Below are 17,532 nucleotides of genomic sequence, written 5' to 3'. Positions count from 1 at the left end.
TTAGCGACCGCGAACCGCTTGTTCTAACTCGGCGAAGCTTGGACGGTGCGCCGGGTACAGGACCTTGCGACCGAACTCCACAGCCAGCGATGGAGGCATGCCCGAAGCCGAGGCCACGAGCGATGCCTTGATGGCTTCGTAGACATTGAGTTCTTCCTTGGCGTCGTGGGCCAGGGAATGGGCCAACGGGCCAAAGAAGCCATACGCGGCGAGAATACCGAAGAAGGTACCTACCAGTGCCGCACCTACGTGCAGGCCGATAGATGCCTGGTCGCCTTCGCCCAGGGAGGCCATGGTCACCACGATGCCCAATACCGCCGCGACGATACCGAAACCCGGCATGCCGTCGGCGATGCCGTTGACCGCGTGAGACGGGTGCTCCAGATCTTCCTTGAGGCTGTACAGTTCCATGTCGAACAGGCCTTCGAGCTCATGGGGAGCCATGTTGCCGGACGACATGATGCGCAGGTAATCACAGACGAACGCCGTCATGCGCTCATCCTTGAGTACCGTGGGGTACTTGGCGAAGATCGGGCTGGACGCTGCGTCTTCGATATCCCCTTCGATCGCCATCATGCCTTCGCGGCGGCTCTTGTTGAGGATCTCGTAGATCAGCCCCAGCACCTCAAGGTAGAAAGTGTGGCTGAAACGCGAGCCGAACATGCTCAAGGACTTCTTGAGCACGTGCATCGTCATGTAGCCGGGGTTGGCTTGCAGGAATGCGCCAAGGGCCGCGCCGCCGATGATCAAGACCTCAAAGGGCTGGACCAGGGCGGCAATCTTGCCATGGGAGAGCACGTATCCGCCCAGAACGCTCGCGAACACGACAATGATGCCGATAATTTTAGCCATAGATAGAAAGTACTTATTTAAGTCGGGTTCAAGGTCATATTCGGAAGCTGAAAAATCTCTTCTTCTACTTATCGGCAAAACTGCGCCAGACTATAGCCAGTTCAGGCGAAAAGCCAATTTGCCCCGTTCCGGGCGTAGATACTCCCTATGATGATCGCGTCCAGCCATGGCTAATGAAACGAAGGTTCCAACTCCACGACCGAACACGCTCGAAGGCTGGGTCAAGCTGCTCGAGGGCGTCCATCTGCCAGTGCCGCAAGCCAGTCATGACCTGGTCTGCAAAGCCATTGCCGACAGCCGCCGCTCACTGCGCGACATTGCCGAGCTGATCCAGGACAGCCCCGCCCTGGCGCTGAGCGTCATTCGTGAAGCCAACCATCACACCCATGGCAACTTTGCCGAACCGGCAGAAAATCTCGAAGTGGCCATCAACCGCCTCGGCCTCAAGCGCACCGAAGAACTGCTCGCCCGACTGCCCTCGTTGCCGGAACAGCAAATCCCCCTCGCGCTGCGCCAACTGCAATTGATCAGCCAGCACGCAACGCAACAGGCCAATGGTTTTTTTGCCAGCCGCCTGGCGCGGCTATGGCAAGACATCCACTGGGGCAGCCTGCTGTTTCTGTCACCGCTCTGGCCACTGGCCCTGACTCATCCGGGATTGCTGGGCGAGTGGGAATTGCGGGTTGTCCATAAAGGCCAGTCAGCGAGCAAAGTGGAGCGCGAGTTGTTCGGCGTCAGCCTGCTGAAAATCTGCCTGGCGCTGGTAGAGACCTGGCGCCTGCCGGTCTGGGTGGCGCAGGGCTACCGCCTGCTGCTCAACGAACGCCGCGAGCTGGTGAAAGTCCTACGCATCGCCCGGGACAGTGAACACCCGCTGCGCCAGCAGAATCGCCTGGACGATGACCCGACCCTGCGGCGCTGGCTCAATCAGCCAGCCAACACAGTGCTGCTAGCCAACGGCCTGGCCCTTTCAGCGCAACAGGCGTGGGACGGCCCTCACAGCACCCGCTGGCAATATCTGACAAGTTTGTATCTGCAGATGTCCATGGATGACGTCCAGCAGCAATTGCACCAGCAAGCCGTCATCAGTGCCCGCCACAACACCATGCCGGACCTCTGGCATCCGGCTGTGGCGTTGATCTGGCCCTGGGGCAGCCGACGCGTCCACCCGGGGCTGCTGCCGGCCGCCCCGCCCAGCGCCGAAGACCTGACCCAGTGGCGCAAGCAATGCGCCGAATTGCTGCTGGAACCGAGCCCGTTCAGCAACGCCATGCACCTGACCACCTCGGCACGGGACGCCTTGGTGGCCTGCGGCATGCGGCGAGTGATGATTCTGATGGCCGACCGCAGCCAGACCAGCTTGCGCGTGCATCAGATCGCCGGCCTGCCCAAAGAAGCGGCGGCCATGAGTTTTTCCATCAGCCAAAGCAAAGTGTTGCAACGGTTGCAGGCCCAGCAGGCCCAGGTTCGCCTGAACCCGGACAACAACGCTCAGTTTTCGGCGTTGCTGCCGCCGGGCCTGCGCAGCCTGTTTCGCGGCGAACACCTGCTGTTGCGTTCACTGACCTGCAACGGCCGGGTGATCATGCTGGTGGCGGTGGACCAGGGCGGCGGGCCCTTCTCGGACGTGACGGTGCAGGCCTTCGGCAAAACCGTGCAGTGTATCGAACGCGCCTTGCACAGCTTTACCAACCGCGGTCGCTGATCTTGATACAATCTTTTCCCTTTGCGCCCCTGGAGACCTCACATGCCTGACTTCTCTGGCTTGCCGCTGGTAATCGAGCCGAGCGACCTGCTGTCGCGCCTCGACGCCCGCGAACTGATTCTGGTGGACCTGACCAGCGCCGCCCGCTATAGCACCGGGCACATCCCTGGCGCACGCTTCGTCGACCCCAAGCGCACCCAACTGGGCCAGCCCCCGGCACCAGGCCTGTTGCCAGCAAAAGCCGACCTCGAGACGCTGTTCGGCGAACTGGGGCACAACCCGAATGCGGTCTACGTGGTCTATGACGATGAAGGCGGTGGCTGGGCCGGGCGCTTTATCTGGCTGCTGGATGTGATCGGCCATTCGAACTACCACTACCTCGACGGTGGTTTGCTGTCGTGGCTGGACGAAGGCCTGCCGGTGTCCACTGAAGTGCCGCCGCCCGCCACAGGCCCGGTGAGCCTGACCCTGCACGATGAACCCACCGCCACCCGCGAATACCTGCAAAGCCGCCTCGGTGCCGCTGACCTGGCGATCTGGGACGCACGCGGGCCGCTGGAATATTCCGGCGAGAAAGTCGTCGCAGCCAGGGGCGGACATATTCCCGGCGCGATCAACTTCGAATGGACCGCCGGCATGGATCAGGCACGCAACCTGCGCATCCGCAGCGACATGCCGCAGATCCTCGAACAGTTGGGCATCACGCCTGACAAAGAAATCATCACCCATTGCCAGACCCACCACCGCTCTGGCTTCACCTATCTGGTGGCCAAGGCGCTCGGTTATCCGCGAGTCAAAGGCTATGCCGGCTCCTGGGGCGAATGGGGCAACCACCCTGATACCCCCATCGAGCTCTGAAGGTTCTTAAGGACAGTTAATGAAAAACCGCTTGTTCATCCTCAGCCAATACCTGCTACCCCACCACCTGCTGTCTCGGCTGGCCGGCTGCATTGCCGAATGCCGCGTGCGCTGGTTCAAGAACGCCTTCACCCAATGGTTCGCCAAACGTTATCAGGTGGACATGTCCCAGGCGCTGGTCGAAGACCTTACGGCCTACGAGCACTTCAATGCGTTCTTCACCCGAGCGCTGAAAGAAGGCGCCCGCCCGCTGGACCCAACACCGGGAGCGATCCTCAGCCCCGCCGACGGTGCCGTCAGCCAACTCGGTCCCATCGAGCACGGCCGGGTATTCCAAGCCAAGGGCCACAGCTTCAGCGTGCTGGAACTGCTGGGCGGCGATGCAGCCAACGCAGCGCCGTTCATGGGCGGCGATTTCGCCACCATCTACCTGTCGCCCAAGGACTATCACCGCGTGCACATGCCACTGGCCGGCACCCTGCGGGAAATGGTCTACATCCCGGGACGGATTTTCTCGGTGAACCAGACCACCGCCGAAAACGTTCCGGAACTGTTCGCCCGTAACGAGCGCGTGGCGTGCATTTTCGACACCGAGCGCGGGCCGATGGCCGTGGTGCTGGTGGGCGCGATGATCGTTGCCTCCATCGAAACCGTCTGGGCCGGCCTGGTGACGCCACCCAAGCGCGAACTGAAAACCTTCCGTTACGACGAAGCCGCCCGGGCGCCGATCCACCTGGAGAAAGGCGCCGAGCTGGGCCGCTTCAAACTGGGATCGACCGCCATCGTGCTGTTCGGCCCGAATCAGGTGCAATGGGTCGAAGACCTGGTGGCCGGTTCGCCGGTGCAGATGGGCCAGGGGTTGGCATTGCCAAAAGCCTGATTCACGCCCTTGGAAGCCGGCCTGTGGGAGCAAGGCTTGCCCGCGATGAACGATAACGCAGTCTGAAACAAAGACCGCGGCGCCTGCATCGCGAGCAAGCTTGGCTTCCACAGCACATCCAGCGCGGCGCGCTTCTCTGTCAGCTGCTAGAGTTGGGAACATCCCTTTCATTTCCCGCCGGAGCCCATCCACGGCATGAATGAGACCAGCCCTCTCCAGCTTTCGCGCGTTCTGACACCGACCCAGTCGCGCCTGTCGTTCTGCGACGCCACGCCGCGCGACCTCAAGCGCTGGATCGCCAACCTGCCCAAGGCCAATATCGGCGAAACCGCACGCCTGTTGTACCAGGCCATCGGCGAACTCAACCAACTGATCACCCCCAGCGATAATCGCCTGCAACTGCTCGAATTGTTGCGGCCCGAGGTGTATTACGTCTGCAAACACCTGGAGCGGCATTTTTTGCAACAGGCCATCGTTCTGGATGAGCGCTCGCGCAAGATCGTCAACCTGTGCCAGGCCCTGCAAACCCAATTGGCCATGGGTTACAAACAGATCGTCGCGCGCATCTCGCCGAAATACTCCAAGGACCGCGCCCGGCTGCTGAGCACCGCGCTGCAACGCGCGATGCATGCCCTGGACGGCACGCTGCTGCGTATCAGCCAGTTGTATAGCCCGGTACCCGAAGGGCTGTGGCTCGATTTGCATCAGTTGTACCGAATCGCCTGCCACCATCGGCTGCAACACCTCAGCGTCAGCGATGAACTGGCCAGCCAGGTGCACCAGTTGAATGTCGAGCAAACCTACGTGGTCGCCCTGCTGCTGGGCACCTCACGCAGCAATCAACTGCGCCAGGGCCAGATTGCGCGACTCGTCGAGGTGCTCGAATCCTGGAGTCAGAAGGTCACGCTGGACCCGGCCACCACCGCCACGAGCCTGTTCGCCGTTGCACCGCAACTGGATATCGGGCCGCGCTATCGCTCCAAGTTCAGGGCCGAGCAACAGCCCAGCCTGCTGGGTTTCGATCCGCAGCCGCTGGTGCGCGCCATTGCCACTCATCTGGAGCAACCCGACGATCACACCTTGCCCGTGCCTGGCGCAATGAACGCCGACACCTTGCATCACCTGCAAGCGGCCTGGGGCGAAGCGGTCGAACGCAGCTTCCAGCGCACGGAGGGCAACGGCACGCTGACGCTCTGCGTGGGCATGAGCGCTTTGCACTATTACCTGGGCGGCGAGCGCTCTTTCAGCGAAATCCTCAAGGACTCTGCAACGCGCAAGGCCCGGTTCGAGGCCACACCGACCAAGACCAACGACACCTGGAGCCAGGCTTTCGACGCAGCTGCGGCCGGTGACAGTGATCTGTTGCCCTATGAAGAAATCGAGTACCCGGTCAATCCAGCCGATGACGACGGCGCCAGCTCCGACAACCAGCACCACTTCGCGACCTACGACCTGCCCATCATCAATCACAGCCCCGGAGGTTACTGCCTCGGCTGGCCGAAGGAGGTGCCTGAGCAACTGCAGGCCGGGGAAATGGTCGGCATTCGCGACACTAACGATCAAGCCTGGAGCATCGCCGTGGTGCGCTGGATCAGGCAAGTGCGCAATGGCGCCATGCAAATGGGTATCGAGCTGGTCGCGCCCCATGCCCAGCCTTGCGGGCTGCAACTGGTACGAGAGAAGGATGAGCATGGTCACTACCTGCGAGGGCTGCTGCTGCCTGAGATCAGCGCCATTGATCTGCCTCCCACCATGATCGCGCCCCGTCTGCCTTTCCAGGAAGGCCAGCAAGTGCTGATCAACACCAACGGCCAGGAACGCCGCGCCAGCCTGGACCGACGGGTGACCAGCACGCACAGCTTCAACCAGTTTGCTTATCGACAGGAAGACTCAGCGACCACCGGAGATGGCCACGACAATGAAGGGGATTTTGATTCGTTGTGGAAGTCGCTTTAGACCGCCAATACATAACCCTTTGTGAAGAGAGAGCTCTCTGTGGGAGCAAAACTTGCTCCCACAGATAAATCCCCTTGCCACAGGAGATTGAGTCAGAGCTGCCCGTCGCGATCCCTGAAGCCCAGCAGATACAACACCCCATCCAACCCCAGGGTTGAGATCGCCTGCCGGGCCGACTGCTTGACCAGCGGCTTGGCCCGGAACGCCACGCCCAGACCGGCGATCGCCAGCATTGGCAGGTCATTGGCGCCGTCGCCGACGGCGATGGTCTGTTCCAGGCGCAGGCCTTCCTTCTCGGCCAGTTCGCGCAACAGATCCGCCTTGCGCTGGGCATCGACGATCGGCTCGACGGCCACGCCCGTGACCTTGCCATCCACGACTTCCAGTTCATTGGCGAACACGTAGTCGATGCCGAGTTTGGCCTGCAACTGCTTGGCAAAGTAGGTGAAGCCCCCGGACAGGATCGCGGTCTTGTAGCCCAGACGCTTGAGTTCGGCGAACAGGGTTTCGGCGCCTTCGGTCAGGCGCAAGGAAGCGCCGATGGAGTCCAGCACGCTGACGTCCAGCCCCTTGAGTAGCGCCAGGCGCTCCTTGAAGCTAGCGCGAAAATCCAACTCGCCGGCCATGGCTCGCTCAGTGATGGCCGACACCTTGTCGCCCACGCCGGCGGCCTTGGCCAGTTCGTCGATGACTTCGGCTTCAATCAGCGTCGAATCCATGTCGAATACCGCCAGGCGACGGTTGCGGCGGAACAGCGAGTCTTCCTGGAACGCGATGTCGACATTCAACTCCTGGGCCACGCTGAGGAACTCGGCACGCAGCGCCTGGGGATCGGCCGGCTCGCCGCGCACGGAGAATTCGATGCAGCCCTTGCCCTTGTCATCCGGCGTATCCAGCGGCATGCGCCCGGACAAACGGTCGATGTGGTCGATGTTCAGGTCGTATTTGGCAGTGATCGAACTGACCCGCTGCAATTGCTCGGCGGTAACCTTGCGGGTCAACAGGGTCACGATGTGACGCTTCTTGCCCTGGCCATTGACCCAATGCTGGTAATCGGCTTCGGACACCGGGGTGAAACGCACCTGTTGGTCGAGCTTGTAGGCGGTGAACAGGATGTCCTTGAGCACCGACTTGCTTTGCTCGGCGTCCGGGATTTCAACCAGGATGCCGAACGACAGTGTGTCGTGAATCACCGCCTGACCAATGTCGAGAATGTTCACACCACCCTGGGCCAGAACGCCGGTAATGGCCGCAGTCAGACCCGGACGGTCACTGCCAGTGATGTTTATCAGGACGATTTCGCGCAAGGCGCACCCCCGCAGGTGGAAAAAAACCGCATTCTACCCACTTTCAGTGACCATCGGGCACCGTCGGTGCTTTGCCGGTCATGGGCCTGTCGCTATACTGCGCGTCAATTTCACGGACAAAGAGCCGAGCTCAGTGAACCGGCCCACGCCAGTCAAAACCGACAATTTCTTTCTGCTGATCTTCCGTGCACTGCGCCACCGTCGCGTGCCGATTGCATTGCGCATTGCCAGCCATAACGTGATCCTGGTCGCCCTGGCCCTGGTGATCTATGCCTGCGTGATGGGCCTGCAGTTCAAGCAGGCAATGCACGAACAGGCCGACGCCCTGGGCGAGAGCCTGACCACGCAGACCGCCACGTCCGCCACCGAGCTACTGGTGTCCAACGACATCCTCAGCCTCAACGTGCTGCTCAACAACCTCACCAAAAACAAACTGGTGGCCCACGCCGCCATTTATAGCGTGGACAACCGCATCCTCGCCGAAGCCGGCCAGCGTCCCAAGCCGGGCCTGCTGGGCGAATCCGGCGGCATGTACCAGAGCAGGATCACTTTCCAGGACGTGACCGCCGGGCAACTGCGCATCAGCCTGGACATGGACCAGTTCCAGCAGCCGATGACCATCAGCCTGCAAAGCATGGGCATCCTCAGCGCGATATTGCTGGCGCTGGCGCTGGCCTTGAGCTTGCGCCTGGGACGGCACATCTCTACGCCATTGCTGCAACTGCGGGTCTGGCTGCGGGATATCGACGAGCACACCCCAGCGACCCAGCGCCAGGACGAAATTGGCGATCTGGCTCGGCAACTGCACGCCAGCTTCGCCCCGGAACCTGCCCCCGTGCCGGAGCCTGAAGACATCGACTACAGTGACGACGACGAAGCCGAACCAGGTTTCGAAGTGCGTAACCTGCGGGACCCGGACTTCGATGAAAGCCAACCTCTACCCGCCTCCAGGCCCGGGCCACGCCGGGTGGTCCGCACGGTAGAGGACGATGAAGACGACGATGCTTTCGCCGACCTGCGTGACGACTCAATCGCCGATGAGCCGCAATCGGTCGCCAGACCCGTCGCCTCGGACCTGCCCCAACACAGTGCCGTGCTGGCCGTGCAACTGGGCGCCCAGGACCAACTGCGCCGGCTGCCCCAGGCGCGCCTGAAGGAACTGCTTGAGCGTTACCGCGACTGCCTCGACCAAGCCGCATCGCTGTATCAGGGCCAACTGCACACCCTGAACGATGGCAGCACGCTGATGCTGTTCCACACCGAGGACAGCGGTGATGACTACCTCACCAACGCCATTTGCTGCGGTGAGTTGCTCAGAGCCCTGGGACACCAGTTGCAGATCGAAGTCGCCGACAGCGGCATCACCCTGCAATTGCAGTTGGGCCTGACCTTGGGTGACGGGCTGTTCGGCCTGAGCCAGATCGACCTGCTGCTGACCGAAACCGCCCAGGACGCCCTGGCCCTGTCGCAACACAGCCGCAATCTGCTGCTGGTGGAGCGCAAGATCAACGACGACGCCCTGATCCGCCAGCGCGCCCGCATCCGCCCTATCGCCAGCCCGGAAGGCGCATGCTGCGTCGAGCGACTGATGGAGCCTTATCCGTCGATGCTGGAGCGACAACTGGCGCGGATGCATGAGCGTCAGGCCTGAGCCTCAACACCTGAAATGACGAAGCCCGCAGATGAGTGATTGTCTGCGGGCTTTTTTGTGGCCTTCGCCTACCTCATCGCGAGCAAGCTCGCTCCCACAGGGACCTCTGCTAGCCACAGATCCAGTGTGGGAGCGAGCCTGCTCGCGATGAGGCCGGCATAGACACCCGAGACAGCACCCCACAGAAACAACAAAGCCCGCATCAACGCGGGCTTTGTTTTGCATCCAGTTCAACCATCAGAACCTGAACACTTCCATGTCCGTACGGATCGGCAAGGCCATTGGAATCTTGTCCTTTTCCTTCTCGACCTTTTTGGTCGCTGCAGGAGCAGATTTGCGCGGCACCTCTGCGACAGGCGGCTGGTTGGCCAAAGGCTTGAGCGCCACGGACAGTTGCTCGGCCAGACGTTGCAGCAGCACGCCCTGAGCCTGGACCTGCGCCGCGGTACCGCCGGCATGTTGCTCCTGCAGATGAATGATCCGGTTCTCGCGAACCTTTCCGCGACGATCGATCAGGCGCCACTGGGCATCCAGTACCGCCGGTTGCGATTCGCCCGAATCCAGCCGGGTAATCGACAGCAAGACCTGAACATCCGGGGTAAAGCCCTGGGTGGCCGGCGCGAGTACTACGCGCTGGCTGTCCAGATGCCCGGCGACCTGACGCAGCAACAGCTGGTCAATGTCCGACGACAGGCTGCCGGCCCAACGACCGTCGGTGGCGGCCTGCAGGCTGCCGTCCGGTTGGCGTTGCAATAGGGTTTCACGTTGCAGGTAATCGGCAATCAATACCGGGCCCAGTAATACCGCCATGCCTGCGCTTTGTGCAGGCTGGGCCGGGTTTCCGCTGTCGAGTTGATACAGCGACACTGGCTGATTGACGCTACAGCCCGCCAAGCCAAGCAGGCCGGCGAGCCACAAAATAGGAAGGCGCAGAGCAGTCATCGTCCCGTCCAGGTGGCGGCCACAAGGCTTACCACAGTGAAAAAATACTCGGTCAATATGAAGAACGCTCGGCCACGCCGGCGCTTGAAAGGGCCTATCATCCGTGAATATGCGCTCCGACTCCAGCGCGAAAGTGCCGATCTGCGGCTTTTAATCGCAGACCGAGCGCTCTAGCACGCTTAATTGAGGTTTTCGACGAGCAGTGCATCGACCCGCTGAAACCCTCTCGGAAGCTTGTTGCCCCGCCGACCGCGTTCACCTTTGTAGTGTTCAAGATCGTCTGCCTTCAACGAAAGCGTACGCTTTCCAGCCTGCAGCACAAGCGTGGCGCCTTCCGGCAACACTGCAATATCCGTGACATATTCCTCACGACTTGCCACCCGTTCGCCGGAAATACCGATGATCTTGTTGCCTTTACCTTTACCCAACTGTGGCAAGTCACTGATTTTGAAGACCAGCAACCGACCTTCGGTCGTCACCGATGCCAGCCAGTTGTTCTCACGATCGGACACAGGTCGCGGCGCTATGACCTTGGCGTTATTCGGCAGGCTCAACAACGCCTTGCCCGCCTTGTTCTTGGCTTGCAGGTCCTCACCCTTGACGACAAACCCGTAGCCGGCGTCCGACGCAATAACGTACAGCCCGTCATCATCAGGCATCAGCACGCATTCAAAAGTTGCACCCGGTGGAGGAGTTAATCGACCGGTCAGTGGCTCGCCCTGTCCGCGAGCCGATGGCAGGGTATGCGCCGGCACCGAATAACTGCGCCCGGTGGAGTCGACGAACACCGCAAACTGGTTGGAACGCCCGGCCGCCAGGGCCTTGAAGCCATCCCCGGCCTTGTAGGAAAGCCCCGTCGCGTCAATATCATGACCTTTGGCAGAGCGTACCCAACCTTTTTCTGACAGCACGACAGTCACTTTCTCGTTCGGCAGCAGATCGTGCTCACTCAGCGCCTTGGCTTCGGCGCGCTCGACGATAGGCGAGCGACGGTCGTCGCCGTAGGTTTCGGCGTCCTTGAGCAGTTCGGTGCGCACCAGCTTCTTGAGCTTGGCTTCGCTGCCCAGCAAAGCTTGCAGCTTGGCCTGCTCCTTGAGCAGTTCATCCTGCTCGGCCCGCAGCTTCATCTCTTCCAGCCGCGCCAGTTGCCGCAGGCGGGTATCGAGAATGTAGTCGGCCTGGATTTCGCTCAAGGCGAAACGCTCGATCAGGCTGGCCTTGGGGTGCTCCTCGGTACGGATGATATGAATCACTTCATCCAGGTTGAGGTAGGCAATCAGCAAACCGTCCAACAGGTGCAGGCGACGTTCGACCTTGTCCAGGCGAAATTGCAGGCGCCGGCGCACGGTCTTGACCCGGAACTCCAGCCATTCCACCAGCAGCGCCCGCAGGTTTTTCAGCTGTGGCTTGCCGTCCAGACCGATGATGTTGATGTTGACCCGGTAGCTGGACTCAAGATCGGTACTGGCAAACAGGTGCTGCATCAGCGCGTCATGATCAACCCGACTGTTGACCGGAATAATCACAATCCGGCAGGGGTTCTCGTGGTCGGATTCGTCGCGCAGGTCAGCGACTTGCGGTGCTTTCGACGGTTTTGCCTGCATCATCGCGGCAATCTGTTCCAGCACCTTGGCCCCGGAAACCTGGTGCGGCAGGGCGGTGACGATGATGTCGCCATCTTCGATGTGGTACACCGCGCGCATACGCACCGAACCGCGACCGGTTTCGTAGATCTTCAGCAGGTCGGCGCGCGGGGTGATGATTTCCGCTTCGGTTGGGTAGTCCGGGCCCTGAATGTGTTCGCAGAGCTGCTCCACCGTGGCTTTGGGCTCGTCCAGCAAACGCACGCACGCGGTGGCCACTTCCCGCAGGTTGTGGGGCGGCACATCGGTGGCCATGCCCACGGCGATACCGGTGGTGCCATTGAGCAGGATGTTCGGCAAACGCGCTGGCAACACCAGGGGTTCATCGAGAGTACCGTCGAAGTTCGGCCCCCAGTCCGCGGTGCCCTGGCCCAGCTCGCTGAGCAGCACTTCGGAATAACGCGACAGCCGTGCCTCGGTGTAACGCATGGCAGCAAAAGACTTGGGATCGTCTGGCGCACCCCAGTTCCCCTGGCCGTCCACCAGGGTGTAGCGGTAGCTGAACGGCTGGGCCATCAGCACCATGGCTTCGTAGCAGGCCGAGTCACCGTGAGGATGGAACTTACCGAGCACGTCACCGACGGTACGCGCCGACTTCTTGTGCTTGGAATCGGCATCCAGCCCCAGCTCACTCATGGCGTAGATGATCCGCCGCTGAACCGGCTTCAGACCGTCGCCGATGTGCGGCAAGGCGCGGTCCATGATCACGTACATGGAGTAATTGAGGTAGGCATTTTCGGTGAAGTCAGCCAGCGACCGGCGCTCTACGCCGTCTAAGCTGTCTGCAAGAATGTCGCTCATGCGGGCCTCATCAGTTCGTTGTCTGGCGCAGCAACATGGTGCCGCCGCGCTGGGTAAATTCAAGTTTGTTCAGGGCGCTCATGCCCAGCAGCACTTGCGTGCCGCCCAGGCCTGGCGCCACCAGGGCACGGACATCGCGCAATACGATGTCACCCAATTGCAAACGGTCGATACGGGTGCGATAACCCTCGCTCAAACCGTTGGCGGTGCTCAACGTCACACCGAAACCTTTTTCCAGCTTGAGGCGCGCAGCCAGCTCCTGCGGGATCGCCACGTCCGTGGCGCCGGTGTCGAGCATGAAGTCCACCGGTTGGCCGTTGATCTGGCCGCTGGCGACAAAATGCCCCTGTTTATTGCTGACCAGCTTCACCTCGATAAAACCTTCACCCTTTTGCGAATACACCTCGGTATTGGGATTCTGCGCACGCTGCTCCCACTGGGCAAAAAACCGCGTCGCCAGAAACAGCGCCGCGCACCAGGCCAGTATCATCAACACCCGGCCGGCGCGCTTGCCCGGCGGTTGCTGGCTCATGGCGTGGCGCCCCAACCACCGTCCGGCGCGGCAAAGCGCCAGATGATCGGCCGCCGTTCACCGTCGGCCCGTGCCCCGTCGTTGTTATCCAGACCAACCCAGGCGCCCTCGGCATCCACCACCAGCGCTTCGGCCAAGCCGTAGTTCTGTGAATAACGACGGTTTTCCTGCAACGCCTCGGCGGCGAACGACCAGCAACGCTCCACTTGAGCGGTTTGCGAGTCACGCCGGCAAATCTGATAAGCGTTGCGCTCCAGGGTAAACAGCTTGCCGTCGAACAGTGACAGATCGGCGAAATCCCGTGATACCGCCCGGGCATTGAGAAACTGCTCAGGTTGCATCTGCTTCCCCGCTTCACTGAGCAACACGCAGTTGCCATCACACTCCCACACCGCTTGCTGACGCTTGATCAGCAACAACCCGCGACGCTCCCGCTCAGCGGCCAGCCATAGCTGATCACCGGCCGGATTGATCGCCAAGCCTTCAAACAACGCATTGAAATGCAGCAACATGCCGCTGGCCCGCGCCTGGCGGATCATCGCCGGTCCGATTTTCAACCAGGACGCGGCGCCCGTCGGCGACACCTGCAACACCGCGGCATGGGATTCACTGACCACGTAGCGATTGCCGGCACTGTCACAACTGATGCCTTCGAAATCCAGCTCGCCACCGCGCAGGTACGACGCAGCCCAGGTCCGCGATCTCAAACCCCACGGCAAACCGCTGTCCGGCACCGGCGGCACCTCGATTTCAACGGCTTCTGCCTGCCAGACCGGCGCATCAGAAGACTTGAGACGGTAGATCCGATCGTCATCGCGATCCGACACCGTCCACATTTCACCCCCGCACACGGCCAGCCCGGACAAGTTACCGCCACGCAAATCCTCGACGGCATGCTCGGACAGCAACTTCAACTGCGGTGCAGGACCTGCGACCACCACCCCCGCCCACAGCAACAACGCCAGGGCGAAACCGTTGCGCATCAGGCCAGCACCTCGGCCAGGTCCCCTTTGGATTCGAGCCAGGACTTGCGATCGCCAGCGCGTTTTTTCGCCAGCAGCATGTCCATCATTTCCGAGGTCGCTTCGAAATCATCCAGGGTCAACTGCACCAGGCGGCGCGTGTTCGGATCCATGGTGGTTTCGCGCAGTTGCGGCGGGTTCATCTCGCCAAGGCCCTTGAATCGGGTGACCTGCGGTTTGCCGCGTTTCTTTTCGGCCACCAAACGATCAAGAATGCCATCGCGCTCAGCCTCGTCCAGGGCGTAGTAGATCTCTTTGCCCAGGTCGATGCGGTACAGCGGCGGCATCGCCACGTAGACGTGACCGGCGTCCACCAGCGGGCGGAAATGCTGGACGAACAACGCGCAGAGCAACGTGGCGATGTGCAGACCGTCGGAGTCGGCGTCGGCGAGGATGCAGATCTTGCCGTAACGCAGTTGGCTCATGTCCGCGGCGCCCGGATCGACACCGATGGCCACGGCAATGTTATGCACTTCCTGGCTGGCCAGCACTTCGCTGCCGTCCACTTCCCAGGTGTTGAGGATCTTGCCGCGCAACGGCAGGATCGCCTGGAACTCTTTGTCCCGCGCCTGCTTGGCCGAACCGCCGGCGGAATCACCTTCCACCAAAAACAGCTCGGAACGCATCGGGTCCTGCCCGGCACAGTCAGCGAGCTTGCCGGGCAACGCCGGCCCCTGGGTGATGCGCTTGCGCTCGACCTTCTTGCTGGCCTTGAGGCGCCGGCCGGCGTTGTTGATCGCCAGTTCTGCCAGGGCCAAGCCGGTTTCCGGGTTAGCATTGAGCCACAGGCTGAACGCGTCCTTGACCACCCCGGAAACAAACGCCGCCGCTTCGCGGGACGACAGACGCTCTTTGGTCTGGCCGGAGAATTGCGGCTCCTGCATCTTCATCGACAATACGAAGGCAATGCGCTCCCAGACGTCTTCCGGCGCCAGCTTCACGCCACGGGGCAGCAGGTTGCGGAACTCGCAGAACTCGCGCATGGCGTCGAGCAAACCCTGGCGCAACCCGTTCACGTGGGTGCCGCCCTGAGCGGTGGGGATCAGGTTGACGTAGCTTTCCTGGACGCTTTCACCGCCTTCGGGCAGCCACAACAGCGCCCAGTCCACCGCTTCCTTGTTCCCGGCCAGGCTGCCGCAGAATGGCTCGTCCGGCAGGCGTTCGAAACCGTTGACCGCGTCCACCAGGTAAGAACGCAGGCCGTCCTCGTAATGCCACTCGACTTTCTCGCCGGTGGCCTTGTCCTCGAAACTGACCAGCAGCCCCGGACACAACACGGCCTTGGCCTTGAGCACGTGCTTGAGGCGGGTGACGGAGAATTTAGGCGAATCGAAATACTTCGGGTCCGGCGCAAAATACACGCTGGTCCCGGTGTTGCGCTTGCCGACGGTGCCGACCACTTCCAGTTCGGTGGCCTTGTAGCCATCGGCGAACGTCATCTGGTATTCGTTGCCGTCACGCTTGACCCGCACGCGGACCAGGGTCGACAAGGCGTTGACCACGGAAATACCTACCCCGTGCAAACCGCCGGAGAACTGGTAGTTCTTGTTGGAAAACTTGCCACCCGCATGGAGCTTGGTGAGGATCAACTCGACGCCGGATACGCCCTCTTCAGGGTGAATATCCACCGGCATACCGCGACCGTCGTCGCTGACTTCCAGCGAGTGATCGGCGTGCAGGATGACCTGCACCGAACGGGCGTGCCCGGCCAAGGCTTCGTCGACACTGTTGTCGATGACTTCCTGGGCAAGGTGGTTCGGCCGACTGGTGTCGGTGTACATGCCGGGGCGCTTGCGCACCGGGTCGAGGCCCGAGAGGACTTCGATGGCGTCTGCGTTATAAGAGCTAGCGCTGGGAGTGGCCATGGGGTCTCGTCGTCAGTGTTCAATGAAAAAGAGGCGATGGCTCACAGCGACGTGAAGTCGATCGCCTGGTACAAATCGGCGCCAATGCCGGCAAAACTCAACAGCGCCGGCAACTGCTGGGCAAACCCTTGGAAACTGTGGTCGCCGCCGGCCTGGATGCGCAAGGCACAGGCGCGGTAATACTGCTGGGCGTGGCGATAATCCAGCGTTTCGTCACCGGTTTGCAACCATACCTGATACCGCTGCGGATCCTGGGGCGCCGGCACTTCCAGTTCGGCCAGGGCCGTGACGTGGTCGTGGGTCAATTCCCAGGTTTCATCGGTGTACAAATTCTTCTGCGTGCCCAGGTAACCGTCGAACATCCGATGGGGGCTGACTGCAGGGTTGACCAGCAGGGCCTTGAGCCCGTGGCGCTCGGCCAAGTGAGTCGCATAGTAGCCGCCGAGCGAGCTGCCGACCAGCAGTGGGCGGCCCAGTTGTGCAATCGCCTGTTCCAGCTGACCGATGGCCTGGCGGGGGTGGTGATGCAAGGCGGGCACCTGTAGCTGGTCGCTGAGGCCGAGGCGTGCCATTACTTCGATCAACTGACTGGCCTTGGTCGACGCTGGGGCGCTGTTGAAGCCGTGGATGTAAAGGATCGAACCCGACATTGCCGACTCCCTGGGTGTTGGGCAAAGGGCGGAGTTTACAGGGAGATTGCGGTGATTGGGGGGGATTTGCCCGTGTTGTCGCCTCCTATGATCCGTCGATCACAGCACCTGTGGGAGCAAAGCTTGCTCGCGAGGCGGCTTTGTAGCCGATCTGTTTCTCCCGGTTGTACTTCGATCAAACTGTGGGAGCGAGCCTGCTCGCGATGGCGGTCTGATTGAGTACATATCCATTGCTGCGGTAACGGCTACTTATGGTTCCGCTCTTACAGCGGCTCACTTTTGAGAAGCGCAAAAGTAAGCAAAACGCTTTTGCCCCACCACTCGGCACCTCGCCTAGGCTCGGTGTGCCCTCACTCCGGCATTGCTCCGTGGGCCCGCCGCGAAGGGCCATCCATGGCCCAGCGCGGCTATCCCGGCATCCATGCCGGGATGCCCACTCCACAATGCCTGCGTTCGGCCAGCGTGGTTAACGGGGCGCCCAAGATCAACGTCCACCGCGAGGCGGCCTGAGAGCCGACCTGGCTTAGCGTGATCGCGTTTCTCCTGTGGGAGCGAGCTTGCTCGCGATGGCGATGGGTCTGCTTGCATCAATGCTGAATGTGCCGCTGCCATCGCGAGCAGGCTGAACTGGCCTAATGATTTTGGACACTTCAATCGGGCGCTATGATGGCGCCCAAATCTGAGGTGTTTGGATATGCGCAAATCTTATTCCAGTGAGTTCAAGCTCAAGGCTGCCAGCATGGTGCTGGACGAGGGCCAGTCCGTTCCCGAAGTCTGTGCCAGCCTGGATATTGGCCCTACCGCCTTGCGCCGTTGGGTCGACCAGGTTCGCAAAGAGCGCTTGGGTTCGACCCCCGAGGGGGCTAAG

The 17,532-nt window shown here is 61.5% G+C and carries 13 protein-coding genes and 1 pseudogene; 6 read left to right on the top strand and 8 right to left on the bottom strand.

Features of this window, described 5'->3' with window-relative positions; genetic code table 11:
* Positions 1–852, bottom strand: a complete 852-nt coding sequence (gene motA, locus CRX69_RS02145) for a flagellar motor stator protein MotA (protein ID WP_047227299.1) — start codon at positions 850–852, stop codon at positions 1–3.
* Between the two features lie 166 nt (positions 853–1,018).
* Between motA and CRX69_RS02140 the strand changes: the two genes are divergently transcribed.
* From CRX69_RS02140 to CRX69_RS02125, 4 genes are all read left to right on the top strand, one after another.
* Complete coding sequence (locus CRX69_RS02140; RefSeq protein ID WP_047227298.1) at positions 1,019–2,557, top strand: HDOD domain-containing protein; 1,539 nt, start codon at positions 1,019–1,021, stop codon at positions 2,555–2,557.
* 42 nt (positions 2,558–2,599) lie between these two features.
* The gene (locus CRX69_RS02135; protein WP_076382902.1) at positions 2,600–3,415 is read left to right on the top strand and encodes a rhodanese-like domain-containing protein; all 816 of its coding nucleotides are present in this window, start codon (positions 2,600–2,602) and stop codon (positions 3,413–3,415) included.
* A 19-nt stretch (positions 3,416–3,434) separates the two neighbouring features.
* Entirely contained in the window at positions 3,435–4,295 is an 861-nt protein-coding gene (gene asd / locus CRX69_RS02130; protein ID WP_047227296.1) for an archaetidylserine decarboxylase, read from the top strand.
* 195 nt (positions 4,296–4,490) lie between these two features.
* A complete protein-coding gene (locus tag CRX69_RS02125; protein ID WP_047227295.1) occupies positions 4,491–6,251 on the top strand; it encodes a hypothetical protein in 1,761 nt (586 codons plus the stop codon).
* 92 nt (positions 6,252–6,343) lie between these two features.
* Here CRX69_RS02125 and serB read toward each other — a convergent pair whose 3' ends face one another.
* Complete coding sequence (gene serB, locus CRX69_RS02120; protein WP_076382904.1) at positions 6,344–7,558, bottom strand: phosphoserine phosphatase SerB; 1,215 nt, start codon at positions 7,556–7,558, stop codon at positions 6,344–6,346.
* Positions 7,559–7,691: 133 nt separating this feature from the next.
* Between serB and CRX69_RS02115 the strand changes: the two genes are divergently transcribed.
* The gene (locus CRX69_RS02115; protein ID WP_047227293.1) at positions 7,692–9,209 is read left to right on the top strand and encodes an AhpA/YtjB family protein; all 1,518 of its coding nucleotides are present in this window, start codon (positions 7,692–7,694) and stop codon (positions 9,207–9,209) included.
* A gap of 237 nt (positions 9,210–9,446) precedes the next feature.
* On the opposite strand, the gene CRX69_RS02110 is transcribed toward CRX69_RS02115, so the two are convergent.
* From CRX69_RS02110 to CRX69_RS02085, 6 genes are all read right to left on the bottom strand, one after another.
* Positions 9,447–10,151, bottom strand: a complete 705-nt coding sequence (locus tag CRX69_RS02110) for a PqiC family protein (protein WP_047227292.1) — start codon at positions 10,149–10,151, stop codon at positions 9,447–9,449.
* Positions 10,152–10,330: 179 nt separating this feature from the next.
* Entirely contained in the window at positions 10,331–12,595 is a 2,265-nt protein-coding gene (gene parC, locus CRX69_RS02105) for a DNA topoisomerase IV subunit A (RefSeq protein WP_047227291.1), read from the bottom strand.
* Between the two features lie 10 nt (positions 12,596–12,605).
* Positions 12,606–13,127: a retropepsin-like aspartic protease family protein gene (locus tag CRX69_RS02100; protein WP_076382906.1), complete on the bottom strand. Its 522-nt coding sequence runs from the start codon at positions 13,125–13,127 to the stop codon at positions 12,606–12,608.
* Positions 13,124–14,110 (bottom strand): esterase-like activity of phytase family protein, encoded by a 987-nt coding sequence (locus CRX69_RS02095; protein ID WP_076382908.1) that lies wholly within the window; start codon positions 14,108–14,110, stop codon positions 13,124–13,126. Before CRX69_RS02095 ends, CRX69_RS02100 begins: the two co-directional genes overlap by 4 nt.
* Positions 14,110–16,014, bottom strand: a complete 1,905-nt coding sequence (gene parE, locus CRX69_RS02090) for a DNA topoisomerase IV subunit B (RefSeq protein WP_047227288.1) — start codon at positions 16,012–16,014, stop codon at positions 14,110–14,112. Before parE ends, CRX69_RS02095 begins: the two co-directional genes overlap by 1 nt.
* Positions 16,015–16,055: 41 nt before the next feature.
* Complete coding sequence (locus CRX69_RS02085) at positions 16,056–16,664, bottom strand: YqiA/YcfP family alpha/beta fold hydrolase (protein ID WP_047227287.1); 609 nt, start codon at positions 16,662–16,664, stop codon at positions 16,056–16,058.
* A gap of 694 nt (positions 16,665–17,358) precedes the next feature.
* Between CRX69_RS02085 and CRX69_RS27780 the strand changes: the two are divergent.
* A pseudogene (locus CRX69_RS27780) lies at positions 17,359–17,520 on the top strand (transposase); the annotation flags it as partial.
* Positions 17,521–17,532 lie beyond the last annotated feature (12 nt).

This window comes from Pseudomonas rhizophila, assembly GCF_003033885.1.
Classification (GTDB): Bacteria; Pseudomonadota; Gammaproteobacteria; order Pseudomonadales; family Pseudomonadaceae; genus Aquipseudomonas; species Aquipseudomonas rhizophila.
The sequence above is the reverse complement of the archived record's forward strand: the minus strand, read 5'-3'. Positions and strand labels throughout refer to the sequence as shown.

Coding starts and splice junctions, on each gene's coding strand:
- parC (WP_047227291.1), bottom strand. CDS start 12,595: ATGAGCGACATTCTTGCAGACAGCTTAGACGGCGTAGAGCGCCGGTCG.
- motA (WP_047227299.1), bottom strand. CDS start 852: ATGGCTAAAATTATCGGCATCATTGTCGTGTTCGCGAGCGTTCTGGGC.
- CRX69_RS02140 (WP_047227298.1), top strand. CDS start 1,019: ATGGCTAATGAAACGAAGGTTCCAACTCCACGACCGAACACGCTCGAA.
- CRX69_RS02095 (WP_076382908.1), bottom strand. CDS start 14,110: ATGCGCAACGGTTTCGCCCTGGCGTTGTTGCTGTGGGCGGGGGTGGTG.
- CRX69_RS02100 (WP_076382906.1), bottom strand. CDS start 13,127: ATGAGCCAGCAACCGCCGGGCAAGCGCGCCGGCCGGGTGTTGATGATA.
- CRX69_RS02110 (WP_047227292.1), bottom strand. CDS start 10,151: ATGACTGCTCTGCGCCTTCCTATTTTGTGGCTCGCCGGCCTGCTTGGC.
- CRX69_RS02125 (WP_047227295.1), top strand. CDS start 4,491: ATGAATGAGACCAGCCCTCTCCAGCTTTCGCGCGTTCTGACACCGACC.
- CRX69_RS02135 (WP_076382902.1), top strand. CDS start 2,600: ATGCCTGACTTCTCTGGCTTGCCGCTGGTAATCGAGCCGAGCGACCTG.
- CRX69_RS02085 (WP_047227287.1), bottom strand. CDS start 16,664: ATGTCGGGTTCGATCCTTTACATCCACGGCTTCAACAGCGCCCCAGCG.
- asd (WP_047227296.1), top strand. CDS start 3,435: ATGAAAAACCGCTTGTTCATCCTCAGCCAATACCTGCTACCCCACCAC.
- parE (WP_047227288.1), bottom strand. CDS start 16,014: ATGGCCACTCCCAGCGCTAGCTCTTATAACGCAGACGCCATCGAAGTC.